Genomic DNA, 15,222 nt, shown 5'->3' on the forward strand with positions numbered 1-15,222 from the left:
TTGGCGAAATCCTTCGCGAGGCGGTCCTACTCCCCGTCCCTATACGGCGAGAAGATGCCGGCAGGCAGGTGAGGGGCAGCGCCGACCTGAGCCTGCTATCATTACCCCGAAATGCGCTCGATTTCCGCGCCGCAGCCGGACAGCTTTTCCTCCAGCCGCTCGAAGCCGCGGTCGAGATGATAGACGCGGTTGACCGTGGTTTCGCCTTCGGCAGCAAGGCCGGCAATGACCAGCGACACCGAGGCCCGAAGATCGGTCGCCATGACTGGCGCGCCCTTCAGCTTCGCTACGCCGTCGACAATCGCCGTCTGGCCGGACAGCGTGATGTGGGCGCCGAGCCGGGCGAGTTCCTGGACGTGCATGAAGCGGTTTTCGAAGATCGTCTCGGTGATGCGCGACTTGCCCTTGGCCATCGTCATCAGGCCCATGAACTGCGCCTGCAGATCGGTCGGGAAAGCCGGGAAGGGCGCCGTCGTCACGTCGACCGGCGAAATGCCGGCGCCGTTGCGCCTGACGCGGATGCCGGAATTGGTCTGCGTGATCTCGGCGCCGGTCTGCGAAATGATGTCGAGCGCCGTCTGCAACAGGTCGGGCCGGGCGCCTTCCAGCACGACGTCGCCGCCGGTCATCGCCACCGCCATCGCATAGGTGCCGGTCTCGATACGGTCGGGGATCACCCTCACGCGGGCGCCCGACAGCGCCTCGACGCCGTCGATGGTGATGGTCGCCGTGCCGGCGCCGGAGATCTTCGCGCCCATGGCGTTGAGGCATTCGGCGAGGTTGACGATCTCCGGCTCGCGCGCGGCGTTTTCGAGCACCGTCTCGCCCTTGGCCAGCGAGGCCGCCATCATCAGCACATGGGTGGCGCCGACCGAGACTTTCGGGAACACATAACGGTTGCCGACAAGCCGGCCGTTCCTGGTTTTGGCAATGACATAGCCGGTGTCGACGTCGATATCGGCGCCCAGCGCCTGCAGGCCTTCCAGGAAGAGGTCAACCGGCCGTGTGCCGATGGCGCAGCCGCCGGGCAGCGATACCTTGGCTTCGCCCATGCGGGCCAGCAGCGGGCCGATCACCCAGAACGACGCGCGCATCTTCGACACCAGCTCGTAAGGCGCCGTCGTGTCGACGATGTTGCGGGCGGAGAAAGTGATGGTGCGCGAATAGCCTTCCTGCTGCTTTTCGCGGCGGCCATTGACCGAATAGTCGACGCCGTGATTGCCGAGGATGCGGATCAGCTGCTCGACATCGGCCAGATGCGGCACGTTTTCCAGCGTCAGCGTGTCATCGGTCAAAAGCGCGGCGATCATCAGCGGCAGCGCAGCGTTTTTCGCGCCCGAGATCGGAATGCTTCCGGCAAGCTTGTTGCCGCCGACAATTCTGATGCGATCCATGAAGAGCGTCCCCTCGGCGCCAAGGCCGGTTTAAATCGGTTGAGTCTGTTGCGGCCATCTAGACCATTGGCCGGCTTGGTTCAAGAAACAGGCTACTCCCCACTTTGGCCCAGGCCGACTTGGCCAAAGTACCGGCGACCAACATAGCCGATTCGCGTTAATCTTTTTTCATCGCCGCCTGCAGCCCCTCCGGCCGCTCGTCGGCCTCGCCAGCGAGCCGCTTGTCGGCGTCGCCGGTCCTTCGTGAGCGCGATTGCGCCTTGCGCTTCTGCAGGTTGGCGCGCAACTGCTCGGCAAGCCGGTCCTTGCGGCCCGTTCCGGCCTTTTTCGCTGAACCATCCTTCTTCGGTGATCCATCCTTGTTCGGAGAAACTGTCGTGCCGTTCATCGTTCTGTCCCCGGCCGGCGACCCGCCGGTGCGTATCAAGGGATAGCCAACATTGTGGCACGGCCATGTCCGCAACGATCGCCCGGTGCGGCCTTTCAACCCGTCTTTGTCTTGGCCTTGCGCTTGCCGGTTCGATATGGCAGAAGCCCCGCCATCGGCGGCTGCGGTAGCTCAGTGGTAGAGCACTCCCTTGGTAAGGGAGAGGTCGAGAGTTCAATCCTCTCTCGCAGCACCAGATTGTTTCGCTGGCGCATCTTCCAAGGCCTCCTTGACCTGCTCGATGGTGATTGTGCGCGGTTGGCGAGGTTGCCGAAAAATATGGCGCCCCGCGACCTGCCGAGTGCCACGCGCACAAGCTCGTCGAAACAGTGGTCTTGCACGCGCACCTCCCGGCGCTCGCACGCGCCATGATGCGCGCGGGGAAAGCGTTCTAGTCTGCCCTGCTGCAGGCTGCTTAACAAAGCTTGCAGCCGGGAACAATCGCTCAATGACTCGCGTTTCTTGCCAAGGCCCGCTTCTTTTGCACGGGCAGCGGGCCTCGAAGGCTCGCAAATGTCGCGCCGGCGTTTCAATCGCACTCGCCTCAGCCCTCACGATTTGGCTATTTGTGAACGCGTGTTTGATCAGGTTTGCGCAGATGAGCACATTGACCCTCTAAGCCTGGATGCCGAAGCCTTGGCGGTGATGATTGTCGCAATCTTCCGAAACGTGACTACCAATGAGCGCGAACTGCTGGAGGAAGTTAGGTCTCTTCGTCGCTCAAAAGGCGCAGAGAAGGCGCACTAGCTTGGCGGCGTTCCGGGGCGAATTGTTCTAGTCCCGCATTGGCACAATCGGATTGGCATCTGAATTGCCCATTGATGATCGCCAGAGTGTAGCCACCGAGCTTGCGAAGGGGATAGAAATGGGTTTGGCCGAAGACTTATCTGATGTCGCGCTCACATTCGAATGTCCGGATTGCTCACACCCGGCGGTAAGAAAGGGCTCCGCACTAAGAACAATCGCGCACTTCAGATGCGACGGGTGCAACGCCAAGGTGCGGATGACCTATCCGCAGAAGCTCGCGATCTTCGAAAAGCACAAGCTATTGGCCGCAAGCAGCCGGCAAAGCCGCGGGAAGCGATTGTACGCCCCCTACCGGGGCTGATTGCCGCCGACAACACGACACAGAAGGAAAGTGCCCAAGGTCAGGGGCACAGATGCGGCCGAAGTGGCTTCGCGTGCAGCGACGCCTGCTAAGCCTTCCTCATCCGCGCGGCCTTCGCCCCTTTTGACGCATGTTGACCATGACAATGCGCCCCAATCGGAATAATTCGGGCGAACGGCTCGTTAGTTCGTTAGACGGTGCTAAAATACGGCAAAGTGTCCGAATGTCATTTCATGAAGCCCGCCAGACAGGCTGCCGCTCGCTCTGGCCTAACCGCGAAGGGAACCAGGAATGAAAACGGCTGTTTCGACCTCTTTGACAAGACGAAGTGTTGTCGCCGCGCTGGCGCTGACCGCGGCATCGACGGCGGTATTGCCTGCCGACAACGCGCTCGCCCAGGCCAAGAAAACCACAGCTGAGAAAAGTCTGTATGAGCGGCTGGGCGGCGTGTTTGCCATCGCAGCGGTGATCGATCACTTCAGCGACGCCGTCGTGAAGAACCCGATCGTCGGCAAGAAATCCAAGAATCCGCAGCTGCGCAAATGGCACACCAAGAACCTGGAAAGGTTGCCCGGCCTCAAGTTCATGCGCACGCTGTGGGTCTGCGACGTTTCTGGCGGGCCCTTCAAGTTCGTCGCCACCAAGCCCGGCACGACGCCGCTCGGCCTCGAGGAGGCGCATCGCGACCTGCGGATTGCCCCCGCGGAATTCGATGAGGTCGCAGCCGAACTCGGGCGGACCTTGGATCATTTCAAGATTCCGAAGCCTGAGAAAACCGAAGTCCTGGAAGCTTTCGCCGCCCACAAGAACGAGGTCACCGCTGGCTACGTCAAGCCGGGCTGAAGCGTCTATATCGTATGGGCATTCGTTCTGAACATGGCGCGCGTCGCCGTGACTATGCGGCGCGGCCGCAGCTCAGCGCGCAATTATCCGATGGTTCCTACTCCAAACCTGCCCGAGCTGTTTCCACACTGAGCGACCCCTCCGGCAGCGGCCGCAGGAGTTCAGCCTCGGACCTCGTGAGATGGATCCAGGCCGCCCAGTCCGATGGCCGCAGCACAACCACTTGCCGATTGTGATATGGCGCGACGTCCGGCCCCGGATCGGTCGTCAGCATCGTGAACGTCGGCGGCTTGTTGCCGACACCCTCGCGCCACAGCCCGGCAATCGCCATGAACGAATGGCCATTCAGCGAGAACCTGTGCTTGGTCTTTGGATATTTCGTTCCCGTGAATTCGAAGAATGCCGACGCCGGAACGAGACAGCGCTTGCTGTTGCCGAACTGCCGGCCCTCCGAGCGAAAGTTGAATACAGGTCCGCCTTTTGGCCCGGCCGGGGGAAAGCCGAATGTCATCGACGCCAGTTCGATTGCGTCGCCGGCGGCGCGCATTACAGGCGCGGGGTCGTTGATGTGGATGTCATCCGCCTGCGGCAGATCCAGTTCGGTTTGATGGCTGGGGATTTTGAGCGCCAGCGATTCCATCATCCGGCAGTATTCGGCCCAGGCGATGTGCTGCTCGTAGTCATTGCACATGGAAAGGCTCCGTACGCTCGACCGAGATCAGTTCAACATAGCGTTTATCGGTGGGCGCCGATTGCTGGCGGGTTTGATATAAGCCTATTTGGGCCGGCGTGCGGCAGCGATGGCCTGCAACAGATTGATGCTGTTCACGTCGGGTTCGCTGGATGCGGCAACGGCAAGTGCGGCGGCTTCGGCTATTTTCGCGACGTCGTCGCTGCTGATCGTTCCACGCTTTTCCAGCAGATTTACGAGTTCGACAACGAGAAGAAAGGCGTTCACACCATATCGTTCGGCTTTGAGCTCGAACTCGCCTCGAGCCAATTTCTCCGCGTCTCCTTCAGCCCGTTTGTCCACGTTGGCGTCCTCTCCTATGGCTACAAGCTATTAACGCTTAGCACGAATGGTTTAATCCTTCGAACGGGCCATAACCTTCGCCAATTGCCGGGCATAGTGTCGCCGTTGGCAAGGGCATGGGTTCAGCCAAGGATGAGACCAACCAACAGAACGGTAAGAATAAAGGACAACACGACGGCAAGTAGCCCGCATGCTTCCAAAGTGTTGGTTTGCCAAGCTTTCGTCGGGCGCCTCCGGTTTGAATTCCCGTTTCGCGAAACAAACTTCATCGGGCACTAGATCGGACGCGGAGCCGGCTTGAATTTGGCAAAGCGCTCCTCTTCATCGGCCCGGAAGGCATCTCCGCGAAACTCCGGAGCACCGTATGCGCGGCGCCGGCCTGCCTTTCATCGACGCGGGCCATCACCAGTACGACACCTTCTGCGATCTTCGGCTTGCGCGGCTTCTGGGCGAAATTGGCGAAAGTTCCGAGAAGCACGCCGGCAAAGCCGCCCCAAGCCGCACCGACCAGGGCCATGCCGGTCATCCCCGCAGGATCAACGTCTTGAGCTCCAAAAGCGCTGAAGCCGGCCAACAGACCAGCCGTGGCGCCAAGTGCGGCACCAGCAACCGCACCCCGCCAGAGAGCGCTCATCTCATCGTCGTAATATCCAGCAACGCTGATCGGTTCATCATTGTCGTTGTAAGATCCGACCACGCTGATTTGCCGGCGACGAATCCCGGCAGCCTGAAGCCTCGCAACGGCACGTGCTGCCTGGGCATGGGAATTGAACAGCCTGCTGATCGTTTGCATTTACGCCCAGGCCCGCCGCCCGTTCGGAGCGTCGGGCCTCTCCTCCCTGGCTTGAACTCTTCCGCCCGGACGCATCTTCGTCGCGCCAAAGCTCACCACAACGTGAGCCAGCCGGCTACGTTCCCAGCCGGGGCTTCGGTCCAATCCTGGAGTATCTTGCTTGGGACCTAAGTCTGACCTGCTTGAATGCAACGGGCAGTGAGGCCACGCCGAGAGGGAGCCGTTGCTGAATCGAAGAGGTCGAGGAGAGGGCTAAGGCCTATCGCAGACCCAAAAAGCTCAAAATGGCTATTACGATCACGATCGCGCCGACCAGCCAGATAATGTTGTTCATGATTGCACTCCTTCGCCTCCGGGTGGGGTGCACGCCGAGGCGAAGCCCGCCACGCAAGTAGAACATCAGATATGGCTAAAGGTTCCTCGCTCGCCTCGCTGTCGAAAGAGCCCACCGCACCAGTCGGCACGGCGGGCGACGCAGAGTTTCACCCCGGTGGTGGGCAGCAAACGGCATTGCATCCAAAGGCTCAGCTGATGCTTCTGGACCAGTTATCAACCTGGCGCTCCGCCTCTTCCTTGGCGATGCCATATCGCTCCTGGATGCGTCCCAAAAGCTGGTCTCGGTTGCCCTCGATGCGATCAAGATCATCGTCGGTGAGGTCACCCCACTGCTCTTTCGCCTTGCCTTTGAACTGCGTCCATTTTCCCTTGATTTGATCCCAGTTCATATGTTCCTCCTTGCTTCCTAGGCCCGCACTAAAGCGGAGCGCGGACCGATCAGCATTGCATGTCGGTGACGAATGAAGATTAGCGGCCGCTAAAAGTTCCGGTGCCGGCGCAAAAAGCCCGCCGTGCCCGTGCCTGACTGTGAGCTGATGTTGATGATGTCCGGAGCTTGATGCTCTTTCGCGGCACTATCTTATGCCGTTGAAGTCGCCGAGCTTCTTGCTGGTTGGCCTTGGCTGGCAAGCCTCGAAAGGCTACCCGGCAGCATTGTTCTGTCCTTGCCGATCATCAGCACGCCGCTGTCGGGCGCCAACAGTGCCGAGAACGGCAGCATCGCCGCGCCGATCGGCGAAGCCTCGGGGCCGAATTGTCCCGACACGATTTCCGGCGCCACGATGCCGATGGCGCTGATCCTGTTGAACTGGGTCTGCACCTTTGCCAACAGCTCGAGATGAATCGGCCGCGGCAGGATGCTGTCGAGAACGATCGCCTCGATGTCGATGACGGAGGTGATGGCGATGATCGCCTCGACCAGCGCATTGGCGCAATCGTCGATCCATTCGGACAGCGGCTCGCGCGCCCCCGGCGGCAAGGGATCGAGTTCGCGCACACGGTTGATCTCGATGCCGCGCGATTTGAGATGATTGACCAGCACATAGATCGAAGCGCGATGCAGCAGGCTCTGGTAGCGCGCCGGCTTGGCCGCCACCGAATCGAGGCTTGAAGGCGAGACCGGCAAAGGACCGAGCGCGGCGCTGTTGCCGTGCGGCCCGGTATGGACCTTGCCGCCTTGCACCAGTCCGCCGCCGACAAAGGTGTCGATCGAGATATGCATGAAGTCGCGGAACCGCGCGCCGGTCCCCTGGATGAGTTCGGCGAGTGCGGCCGATGATGCGTCGTTTTCCACGAAGACCGGGGTCTTCGGCTTTGTGGCGAAGAACGTCGTCAGATCGATTGCTTCCCAGCGGCTGCCGAGATCGTCGGGAAAGCCGAGCTCTTCGCTCCAGCCGCCGAGGAAATATGGCGAGGCGATGCCGACGCCGACGATGCTGGCATCGCCAAGCCCCTCGACCAGCTTGTCGAAATTGGCCAGCGACATGTTGCCGGCCTTGAGCACCATGTCGGGATCCGGAAAGCGATATTCGTGCGACTCGCGCGAGCGGACCTCGCCGGCAAAGTCGACGAGCACGGCTTCCAGCGCGCGCCGGCCGATCTTGATGCCGACGCTGTAGATACGCTCAGGTGCAAGTCGGTAGAGAGTGGATGGCGATCCGCGTTGCCCGAACCTTTTCCCCACTTGCTTTACGAATCCGGACGATTCCAGCCCGTCGACAATGGTGGCGACCGCGGCCGGCGTCAGATTTGCGGCGCGCGCCAGATCGGACTTGGATGCCTCCTTCAGGCGGCGAATGGCATCAAGCACGAAGCGCTCGTTATAATGCCGAACCTTGACCGAATTGCTGCCTTTTCCGGACAAAACCGGCGCCTCCCCATTCATTCCCGCAGAGCCACTCCAGCCGCTTGCAGCTTTGAGGCTGCCGCGGGGTCGAGCACTCCAATCGCACCCGTGCGCGACGCGACAGTGCCCTTCGCGGCCATGGAAGTCAATTTTCCAGTTGCGGCATTCGGCCATTTAATATAGCAAATTGAAAAAACAGGACCAGGGAGGAAAGGTGCTGCACTTGGGCGCATTAGGCGAAGCCGACGCCATGGTGAAGAGCGACGCGGCTGTCCCCGTTGCCCTGGTTCAGGCGACAAAAGCCTTCGGCGGCACGATTGCCCTCAAGGACGCGTCCTTCGAATTGCGCTCAGGCGAGGTGCTGGCTCTGCTTGGCGAAAACGGCGCCGGCAAGAGCACCTGCGTAAAGCTGCTGGCCGGCGTGTATCTCCCGACCGGCGGCCATGTCGAAGTCGATGGCAAGCCTGTGGTCTTCCATTCGCCGCACGACGCCCAGGCTGCCGGCATCTCGGTCATGCACCAGCACCCCGGTCTTTTCCCTGATCTTTCGGTGGCGGAGAACATCTATCTCGGCCATATGCCGCGCGACCGCTTCGGCGGCATCGACAACGCCGCCATGCTTGCCGGCGCGCGCAGGGTGCTGGCGACAGCCGGCCTCGACGTGCCGGCCGAAACCCGGCTCGGAACGTTGCGCACCTCCGAACAGCAACTGGTCGAGATCGCCCGCGCCCTGTCGCTCGACGCGCGGGTGCTGATCATGGACGAGCCGACGGCCGCCCTGTCGCAGCGCGAGGTCGAGCGGCTGTTCACCGTCGTCGCCGACCTGCGGCTGCACGGCGTGGCGATGATGTTCGTCGGCCACCGCATGGACGAGATCTTCCGCATCGCCGACCGCATCGCCGTGCTGCGCGACGGGCGTCTCATTGGCGTCAAGCCGAGGGCCGAGCTTGGCCGCGCCGCCGCCATCGGCATGATGGTCGGCCGCGAGGTCACCGACCTCTATCCGCAACGAAGCCACGCGACCGGTGCACTGGTGCTGGAGGCGAGGGGGCTTTCGCACGCCGGTGGCTTTTCCAATATCGACCTCAAGCTCCATGCCGGCGAGGTGCTCGGGCTCGGCGGCCTGGTCGGCAGCGGGCGGACCGAGATCGCGCGCGTGCTGTTCGGAATCGACCAGCCCGATGCCGGCGAAATCCTGATCGACGGCGAAGCTGTGCGCTTCGCGTCGGCACGCGACGCCATGGGTGCGCGTATCGCCTATGTCTCTGAAGACCGCATGGGCCAGAGCCTGGTGATGGATTTTTCCATCCTCGACAACGCGGTGCTGCCAGTCCTCGACAAGGCAGCCCGCTCCGGCTTCTACGGCACGAACCGCGCGATCAATCTGGTTTCGGACTGGCTGAAGCGCATGAAGCTTCGCTTTTCCGGCTACGCGCAGCCGGTAAAGGAACTGTCCGGCGGCAACCAGCAGAAGGTGGTGTTGGCCAAATGGCTGCGCACCGAACCGCGCGTCCTCATCCTCGACGAGCCGACGCAAGGCATCGATGTCGGCACCAAGGCGGAAGTGCATGCGATGATCGCCGACCTTGCCGCGCAAGGCATGGCCATTATCTTGATCTCCTCCGAAATGCCCGAGCTCATCGGCATGTGCGACCGCGTCATCGTCCTGCGCGAAGGCCATCGGACGGCCGAATTCAGCAGGGGCGAAGCCACTCAGGAAAAGGTGCTGGAAGCAGCGACCAAGGCCGGCGAAAGCGCCGATGCGGCGGCACAGGCCGCCGGCGAGGAGAAGAGAAAAGGACCGCTCGACATACTGAAGCGGCGGGAGTTCGGTCTGCTCGCCGCGATGCTGGCGGTCGCCATCCCGGTCACCATCATCAACCCGCGCATGGTGAGCGCTGCTAACCTGACCGCCGTGTCGATGGATGCCGCCTTGCTCGTCGTTGCAGCACTCGCGCAGATGCTGGTGCTGATCACCCGCAACATCGACCTTTCGATCGCTGCGGTGATCGGCCTGTCGGCTTACATGGCGGCCAGCATGGTCCAGGCCTATCCAGGGCTCGACATCGGCATTGGCCTGATAACCGCATGCGCCGTCGGTGGCGTCGCCGGCCTGATCAACGGCCTCGTCGTCACCAGGGGAAAGATCCCGGCGATCGTCGTCACGCTGGCCTCGATGTCGATCTTCCGCGGCTTCAACTCGATCTGGGCAGCCGGTGACCAGATCAGCGCCGACGAAGTCACGCAAGCCTGGCTCGACATGACCGGCCTGAAGATCGCCGGCGTGCCGCTGATCGTCGTCATCGCGATCGTCATCCTGTGCCTGGGTTATGTGCTGCTCTATCGCACGGCCATCGGGCGCGAACTGTTCGCCGCCGGCTCCAATCCCGACGGCGCCCGTCTTATCGGCATCCCCGTCGACCGGCGCATTCTGCTGGCCTTTGGCATGGCCGGCCTGCTCGGCGGCCTGTGCGGTGCGCTGTGGGCATCGCGCTATGCGACCATCGATGCCCGCGTCGCGCTCGGCTTCGAACTCACCGTGATCGCGTCGGCGGTGGTCGGCGGCGTCGCCATCCGCGGTGGTTCGGGCACGCTGCTCGGTATCATCCTCGGCGCGCTCACGCTGCTCGTCATCAAGAACGGGCTGACGCTGGTGCGCGTCGACCCGCTGTGGCTGCAGGGCGTCTACGGCCTGGTTATCCTGGTGGCCATCGGCATCGACACCTTCATCGTGCGGCGTGCCGAGCAGGCAAGACAGGCGAGGGCGCGGTGAAAAAGTTCCTCCGTTCGATCGACTTCTGGGATCTGCTGCTGGCGACCTCTTGCGTGGCCATCTTCCTCTATGCCGCGATCTTCGTGCCGAATTTCGTTTCCGGCTTCAATCTCTCGCAACTGGCCGCCAGCGCCTCGGAAAAGGCATTGCTGATCCTGCCGATGACGCTGCTCATCATCACCCGCGAGATCGACCTGTCGATCGCCTCGGTGCTGGCGCTGACCTCCGTCGTCTTTGGCTTGCTGGTCCAGGCCGGTGTGCCGACGCTTGCCGCAATCCCGCTGACGCTCGTCATCGGCGGCCTGCTCGGCGCCTTCAACGGCTATCTGGTCTCGGGCCTTGGACTGCAGTCGTTGGTTGTGACGCTCGGCACCATGGCGCTCTACCGAGGCATTGGCTACATCCTGCTCGGCACCGGCTCGGTCAACATCCTGCCGCCCGCGCTCGTCGATTTCGGCATCAACAACCTGCCTGGCACCGAGATACCGTGGACCATCGTGCCCTTCCTGGTGCTGGCGCCGGTGTTTGCGGTCGTGCTGCAGAAGACGCCGACCGGCAAGCGCATCTACGCGCTCGGCGGCAGCCCCGAAGTGGCGCGCTATTCCGGCATAAACACGCGCCGGATGGTGCTGAACCTGTTCGTCGTCTCGGGCGTCGTCGCGGCGATAGCCGGCATCGTTTATACCGCGCGCCTTTCCAACGCCCGCGCCAACAATGCGCTCGGCATGGAGCTCGACGTCATCACCATCGTGCTGCTCGGCGGCGTCAGCGTCTTTGGCGGCAAGGGCCGCCTGACCGGCGTCATGCTGGCACTGGTCCTGATCGCCATCATCCGCAACGTGCTGGCGCTGAACCAGATCGGTGGCGACGCGCAGGGCATGATCATCGGCCTGCTTCTGATCGGCTCGCTGCTGGTCGGCAATTACTGGCGCTCCACACAGGAGATGCTCAGCAGATCCCGCGCAATGCGCGAGACAAAGGGGTGATCTCGGGCCCCTTCCTTCAAGCCCGAATTTTGACGGAGGAGTCACAATGAAAGCGTTTAGATTAGCCCTGCTCGCATCCGCGGTTCTGCTTGCGCCAAGCTCGCTGGCCTTCAGCCAGGAGTGCGCCAAGGAACCCGTAACGGTCGGTTTCCTGCCCAAGCTCGACACGGATCCCTACTTCAAAGTGGCCTTCGGAGGCGCACAAGAGGCAGCCAAGGAAATTGGCGGCACCGCTACGCAGGTCGCCCCATCGCAGGCGACCGCCGAGGCGCAGATCGAATTCATCAACAGCCTCGTGTCGCAGAAGGTCGGAGTCATCGCAATTGCCGGCAACGACGCCAATGCCGTCGCGCCTGCGCTGAAGCGCGCCGTTCAGCAGGGGGTCAGGGTGATTTCGTATGACTCCGATGTGGCCGCCGATGCGCGTGCGGTGTTCGTCAATCAGGTGAAGGGCGACAGCCTCGCCGAGATGATGCTCGAAAGTGCATTCGCCCTCAGCGGCGGTGAAGGCGAATTCGCGATCCTGTCGTCGACGCCGACGGCGACCAACCAGAATGCCTGGATCGACTTCATGAAGGCGAAGATGGCGGCCGAGCCGAAGTTCTCCAAAATGAAGCTGGTGCAGGTGGCCTATGGCGAAGAAAGCGAACAGATCAACCAGCAGCAGGCATTGGCGCTGGTGCAGGCGTTTCCCGATCTCAAGGTGATCATCGTCCCGGCAGGCATCGGCCTTCCGGCGGCCGCGCGTGCACTCGAGGAAGCGGGCATGATCGGCAAGGTCAAGCTGACCGGGCTCGCGCCGGCCACTCTGATCTCGAAATACATCAAGGACGAAGCGGCTCAGGATATCTGGTGGAACGTCACCGATCTTGGCTATCTTACTTATCAGACGGCCCAGGCGTTTGCGCAATGCAAGATCACCGGCAAGGAGGGTGAGAAGTTCACGGCAGGCAGGCTCGGCGAATACACGATTGGCGCCGGCGGCGAACTGATCCTTGGTCCGGCCAAGATCGTGACTCCCGAAAATCTGGCCGAGTTCAAATTCTGATCCTATAGAGCTTGAGTTCTAGGGGGCGCCGGTCCATCCGGCGCCCTTCCTAAAAACCTCTCGAATGAAAACAGTGCGGGGCGGCAATGAAGATATTGCTTGCAGGCGAAACCTTTGCAGCGACGACCTCGGTTGCCATCGGCAGCGACGTGCTTACAAGTGCGGCCTCGACAAATGGTGCGACGGCCTTCAATGCCGCGCTGGCCACTGAAGGCATCGCGGTCACGCAGATCGGCGGCGAGCGTTGCAGCGCGGCGTTTCCCTATGACCTCGATGGGCTCGCCCAATATCAGGCGGTGGTGATCTCCGACGTCGGCGCCCTGACATTGCTGGTGACGCCGGATGCCCGCGCCGGGCGTGTCGGCGTCAACCGCCTCGATGTGCTCAAGGCCTATGTCGAAGGTGGCGGCGGGCTGATGCTGGCCGGCGGTTACATGGGCTTTCAGGGCATGTTCGGGACGGCGCGTTTCCACGACACCCCGGTCGAGGACGTTCTGCCGGTCCGTTGCCTACCCTACTGCGACGGCATGGAGGTGCCGCAAGGCGTGCAGGCCTCCATCCTGCAGTCGTCACATCCGATTTTTTCCGGGGTGGAGGGGCCTTTGCCGCCGATTCTCGGCATGAACAAGCTGGAATTCAGGCGCGACGGTTCGTCCCGGCTTCTGGCGACCTGCCACCATCGCGGCACCGACTGGCCGCTCCTTGCCGTCGGTAGCCATGGCCGCGGCCGCACGATTGCCTGGGCAACCGATATCGGCCCGCATTGGCTCTCGCAGGATTTCCTCGGATGGCCGTTCTACGGAAGACTGATGGCGAACATGGTCGGTTGGCTCGCCGGCGATGGATGAGAAAGCTGGTTTGACCAGTGCGGCTGCCCAATCCTCCAACGAAAGACCAGGCTATCAAGCATGCGTTGAATCAGGACGGCAGTGGCTGATAAACCGAAACCCCGATGTATCGATCGTATGAGCCACGATCTTTCTCAGGAAGCTTGTCTCGGGTTACACGTAATGTGAATCCCCCCTGCAAGTGCCCCGCGTCGAGAACCATCCAATCGAAAATATCATCGCCTTCAAACGAAAGTCGCTGTCCGACTTGATGCCATTTCTGAAGCTCGGGTGGCACCTCGAAAAACGCACCTGAAAATAGCCGCTCCTCAGCATGATAATGCACAGCGGCAAGCCAAAGGAAAACAAAGTGGTCCTCCCGAAGACGTACGGACTCGTCGGGATCGCGAAACCGAAGCTTCGCGGAACAGAAGGCATCTGCATTTCCCTCGATATGTTCGACAAATGTCGGCACACTCGCAAGCGCGCGATCGTAAGCTGCTAGGAAGGCGGGGTCTGTCTGCGAGATAGCCGCGAAGAGTGGCTCATTCCGCGGTTCGTCGAATTCACCGTTCGATTGAGATTTTTCGCTCATAAAAGACCTCTTGGACTAACCTTGCGAAGTCCGCGCGCTTCTTCCTGGTGTGGGGAGACGGCGCTCGCGAAGCGGTGTCGCACTACCAGCCAAAGAGTCCTATCACGCTACCGACCAACCGCCATCCACCAATTATTTTCGCGCCAGTGATCAGTGACGCCGGCGGCGAGGCGAGGAACACCACGGTGCCCGCGACGTCGATCGGGTCGCCGATGCGGCCGAGCGGAATGTGGCCAGCACATGCAGGCGAGTGCGCAGGCGCGGCCGCTGCCGCGCGAGGCCCCGGTGACCAGCACCACCTTGCCGGCGAGGTCGAATTTCGGCGTGAACTCATTTGTCATGCGATTCCACCTTGTTCTTCAAATCGGACCGGCTGCCGTGTCGAACCGAATAGGCTCGCGTGAATTCGGCGCCCAGCAGAAATATCTCGGCCGAATAATAGACCCATAACAGCACGACGAGCAGGGCGCCGGCCGCGCCGTATGACGATGAGATGGCGCTGGTTCCGATATACCAGCCAATCAGCGACTTGCCGATGGTGAACAGAAACCCGGTGACCACGGCGCCGATGCCGACATCGCGCCATTGCAGGCTGCGGTCCGGCAGCACCTTGTAGATTGCGGCAAACAGCAGCGTGATCAGGGCAAACGAGACGATCCCGTTGATGGCGCTCAGGATGATGGTGCCGAACGGCAGGTAGGCGTTGATGACTTCTCCGAGCGCCGAAATTGCAGCGCTTACGACCAGCGACACCAGGAGCAGAAAACCGAGGGCGGCGACCAGGCCCAGGCTTGCAATGCGTGCCCGAACCATTCGTGAAATCGTTGCCCCGGTCGGTTTGACTTTCCAGATTTCGTTCAACCCCAGCTGCATCTCGCCGAACACGCCGGATGCGGCGACGAACAGCGTGACCAGCCCCAGAATGCTGGCGAGGGTTCCGGCTTCCTTCTGCGAGGCGTTTTCGATCGTAGCTCGCAGCAGCTCGGCACTTTGCGGCCCCATCAGGCCAGCGATCTGTGCCGAAAGGGCGAGTTGCGCCGCCTCGTGCCCGAAGGCCATGCCGGCAATAGCGACAACGATGAGCAGGATCGGCGCAAGCGAGGTCGTGGCATAAAACGCTATCGCCGCCCCATGGCTCAGCGCATTGTCGTCGATGAAGCCGATGACGCTCTGCTTGAGGAGCCTCCAGCCCTCTGCTGCCAAATTCCACATG

The 15,222-nt window shown here is 61.8% G+C and carries 14 protein-coding genes, 1 tRNA gene and 1 pseudogene; 6 read left to right on the plus strand and 10 right to left on the minus strand.

All coding sequences use genetic code 11. The features are described from left to right. Positions 1–101 precede the first annotated feature (101 nt). Together murA and NKI47_RS08695 are read right to left on the minus strand one after the other, a co-directional pair. On the minus strand, positions 102–1,394 hold the full coding sequence (gene murA, locus NKI47_RS08690; protein WP_023677408.1) for a UDP-N-acetylglucosamine 1-carboxyvinyltransferase: 1,293 nt from the start codon (positions 1,392–1,394) through the stop codon (positions 102–104). A 157-nt stretch (positions 1,395–1,551) separates the two neighbouring features. Next, a complete protein-coding gene (locus NKI47_RS08695) occupies positions 1,552–1,782 on the minus strand; it encodes a hypothetical protein (RefSeq protein WP_352589223.1) in 231 nt (76 codons plus the stop codon). A 160-nt stretch (positions 1,783–1,942) separates the two neighbouring features. Between NKI47_RS08695 and NKI47_RS08700 the strand changes: the two genes are divergently transcribed. Further along, positions 1,943–2,017: transfer RNA gene (locus NKI47_RS08700), tRNA-Thr, on the plus strand. 1,203 nt (positions 2,018–3,220) lie between these two features. Then, a complete protein-coding gene (locus NKI47_RS08705) occupies positions 3,221–3,772 on the plus strand; it encodes a globin domain-containing protein (RefSeq protein ID WP_352589226.1) in 552 nt (183 codons plus the stop codon). A 97-nt stretch (positions 3,773–3,869) separates the two neighbouring features. Here NKI47_RS08705 and NKI47_RS08710 read toward each other — a convergent pair whose 3' ends face one another. The 5 genes from NKI47_RS08710 to NKI47_RS08730 form a co-directional block, all read right to left on the minus strand. Further along, positions 3,870–4,463, minus strand: a complete 594-nt coding sequence (locus NKI47_RS08710) for an SOS response-associated peptidase (RefSeq protein WP_352589229.1) — start codon at positions 4,461–4,463, stop codon at positions 3,870–3,872. Between the two features lie 84 nt (positions 4,464–4,547). Beyond that, complete coding sequence (locus NKI47_RS08715; RefSeq protein ID WP_352589232.1) at positions 4,548–4,805, minus strand: hypothetical protein; 258 nt, start codon at positions 4,803–4,805, stop codon at positions 4,548–4,550. A 265-nt stretch (positions 4,806–5,070) separates the two neighbouring features. Then, positions 5,071–5,502, minus strand: a complete 432-nt coding sequence (locus NKI47_RS08720) for a hypothetical protein (protein WP_352589235.1) — start codon at positions 5,500–5,502, stop codon at positions 5,071–5,073. A 620-nt stretch (positions 5,503–6,122) separates the two neighbouring features. Beyond that, positions 6,123–6,323 (minus strand): CsbD family protein, encoded by a 201-nt coding sequence (locus NKI47_RS08725; RefSeq protein WP_023719429.1) that lies wholly within the window; start codon positions 6,321–6,323, stop codon positions 6,123–6,125. 191 nt (positions 6,324–6,514) lie between these two features. Beyond that, positions 6,515–7,798: an ROK family transcriptional regulator gene (locus tag NKI47_RS08730; RefSeq protein ID WP_352577521.1), complete on the minus strand. Its 1,284-nt coding sequence runs from the start codon at positions 7,796–7,798 to the stop codon at positions 6,515–6,517. A gap of 196 nt (positions 7,799–7,994) precedes the next feature. Between NKI47_RS08730 and NKI47_RS08735 the strand changes: the two genes are divergently transcribed. The 4 genes from NKI47_RS08735 to NKI47_RS08750 all read left to right on the plus strand — a co-directional run bounded on the left by NKI47_RS08735 (position 7,995) and on the right by NKI47_RS08750 (position 13,435). Next, positions 7,995–10,553 (plus strand): ATP-binding cassette domain-containing protein, encoded by a 2,559-nt coding sequence (locus NKI47_RS08735; protein ID WP_352691075.1) that lies wholly within the window; start codon positions 7,995–7,997, stop codon positions 10,551–10,553. After that, a complete protein-coding gene (locus NKI47_RS08740) occupies positions 10,550–11,539 on the plus strand; it encodes an ABC transporter permease (RefSeq protein WP_023677419.1) in 990 nt (329 codons plus the stop codon). Before NKI47_RS08735 ends, NKI47_RS08740 begins: the two co-directional genes overlap by 4 nt. Positions 11,540–11,585: 46 nt before the next feature. Then, positions 11,586–12,587, plus strand: coding sequence for a rhamnose ABC transporter substrate-binding protein (locus NKI47_RS08745; protein WP_023677420.1), 1,002 nt, complete (start codon positions 11,586–11,588; stop codon positions 12,585–12,587). An 86-nt stretch (positions 12,588–12,673) separates the two neighbouring features. Then, positions 12,674–13,435, plus strand: coding sequence for a glutamine amidotransferase (locus NKI47_RS08750; RefSeq protein WP_023677421.1), 762 nt, complete (start codon positions 12,674–12,676; stop codon positions 13,433–13,435). 70 nt (positions 13,436–13,505) lie between these two features. Here NKI47_RS08750 and NKI47_RS08755 read toward each other — a convergent pair whose 3' ends face one another. From NKI47_RS08755 to NKI47_RS08765, 3 genes and pseudogenes are all read right to left on the minus strand, one after another. Beyond that, a complete protein-coding gene (locus NKI47_RS08755; RefSeq protein WP_352577524.1) occupies positions 13,506–14,009 on the minus strand; it encodes a DUF2314 domain-containing protein in 504 nt (167 codons plus the stop codon). A gap of 102 nt (positions 14,010–14,111) precedes the next feature. After that, positions 14,112–14,253, minus strand: a pseudogene (locus NKI47_RS08760) (SDR family oxidoreductase); the annotation flags it as partial. Positions 14,254–14,339: 86 nt separating this feature from the next. Then, positions 14,340–15,221, minus strand: coding sequence for a YihY/virulence factor BrkB family protein (locus NKI47_RS08765; RefSeq protein ID WP_352571644.1), 882 nt, complete (start codon positions 15,219–15,221; stop codon positions 14,340–14,342). Position 15,222: the final 1 nt, after the last annotated feature.

Source organism: Mesorhizobium sp. M0633 (genome assembly GCF_040320645.1).
Taxonomy (GTDB): Bacteria; Pseudomonadota; Alphaproteobacteria; order Rhizobiales; family Rhizobiaceae; genus Mesorhizobium.

What these genes read in the sequence shown, in the direction of transcription:
- NKI47_RS08745 (WP_023677420.1), top strand. Translation starts at nt 11,586, where the DNA reads ATGAAAGCGTTTAGATTAGCCCTGCTCGCATCCGCGGTTCTGCTTGCG.
- NKI47_RS08765 (WP_352571644.1), bottom strand. Translation starts at nt 15,221, where the DNA reads ATGTGGAATTTGGCAGCAGAGGGCTGGAGGCTCCTCAAGCAGAGCGTC.
- NKI47_RS08705 (WP_352589226.1), top strand. Translation starts at nt 3,221, where the DNA reads ATGAAAACGGCTGTTTCGACCTCTTTGACAAGACGAAGTGTTGTCGCC.
- NKI47_RS08695 (WP_352589223.1), bottom strand. Translation starts at nt 1,782, where the DNA reads ATGAACGGCACGACAGTTTCTCCGAACAAGGATGGATCACCGAAGAAG.
- murA (WP_023677408.1), bottom strand. Translation starts at nt 1,394, where the DNA reads ATGGATCGCATCAGAATTGTCGGCGGCAACAAGCTTGCCGGAAGCATT.
- NKI47_RS08725 (WP_023719429.1), bottom strand. Translation starts at nt 6,323, where the DNA reads ATGAACTGGGATCAAATCAAGGGAAAATGGACGCAGTTCAAAGGCAAG.
- NKI47_RS08750 (WP_023677421.1), top strand. Translation starts at nt 12,674, where the DNA reads ATGAAGATATTGCTTGCAGGCGAAACCTTTGCAGCGACGACCTCGGTT.
- NKI47_RS08755 (WP_352577524.1), bottom strand. Translation starts at nt 14,009, where the DNA reads ATGAGCGAAAAATCTCAATCGAACGGTGAATTCGACGAACCGCGGAAT.
- NKI47_RS08710 (WP_352589229.1), bottom strand. Translation starts at nt 4,463, where the DNA reads ATGTGCAATGACTACGAGCAGCACATCGCCTGGGCCGAATACTGCCGG.